The 1,019-nt window shown below is 33.4% G+C and carries 1 protein-coding gene; it reads left to right on the top strand.

What is annotated here, in order from left to right; translation table 11 throughout:
* Positions 1 to 672 (top strand): L-lactate permease (locus IDG60_RS15860; protein WP_206160911.1); only part of this gene is annotated, 672 nt, incomplete at its 5' end.
* Between the last annotated feature and the right edge of the window lie 347 nt (positions 673 to 1,019).

Genomic DNA, 1,019 nt, shown 5'->3' with positions numbered 1-1,019 from the left:
TTAGTATGGAGTGCACCATTCTTCAAAAAATTATTCCAACCTGGAGGTGCACTTGAAAGTTTAGTAATAAAATTGCCAATTCCAAATACTGTGAGTGATTTATCGCCTAAAGGAATTGCGTTGCGTCTCGATTTAATTGGTGCAACTGGGACAGCGATTTTATTAACAGTAATTATTACAATTTTAATTACGAAGTTAAAATGGAAAAGTGCAGGTGCTTTATTGGTCGAAGCAATTAAAGAATTATGGTTACCGATCCTTACAATTTCAGCTATCCTAGCTATTGCTAAAGTTATGACATACGGTGGTTTGACTGTAGCAATTGGACAAGGTATTGCTAAAGCGGGAGCAATTTTCCCATTATTCTCTCCAGTATTAGGTTGGATTGGTGTGTTTATGACTGGTTCAGTTGTAAATAACAATACTTTATTCGCACCTATTCAAGCGACAGTGGCACAACAAATTTCAACAAGCGGTTCATTACTTGTGGCAGCTAACACTGCAGGTGGTGTAGCAGCGAAACTTATTTCACCACAATCAATTGCCATTGCGACTGCAGCTGTTAAAAAAGTTGGTGAAGAATCTGCATTATTAAAAATGACGCTAAAATACAGTATTATATTTGTTGCTTTTATTTGTGTTTGGACGTTTATACTAACGTTAATATTCTAAATATAAATAATGTTGTCACTTGGATTCAAATGACATTTTAAATCTAATTATTCATGAATCGAACTAGTACGAAATGCATTGAGCATCTTGTCTAGTTCGATTTTTTAATGTCTAAAAATGTCGTATATGTAATTAGAGTAGAAAGTGTTGAGGCGTTTCAGAAGTTGTTTAGAAAAGTAAGTAAAATAAAAAATGCACTGAGCAACAAAAGATGTTGCTAGTGCATTTAGATGATTCTTATCATTTCAAATAAGAATGTGTTAATCAACGTATATAAGTTAAAATTGGTTTGGATAAAATGATATCTATCGTTGTGTATTGTTTGTTTTTATAGTTCGCGACGACGT

The sequence above is a fragment of the Staphylococcus sp. EG-SA-2 genome (assembly GCF_017152085.1).
This window is presented reverse-complemented; position numbering and strand designations above follow the sequence as displayed.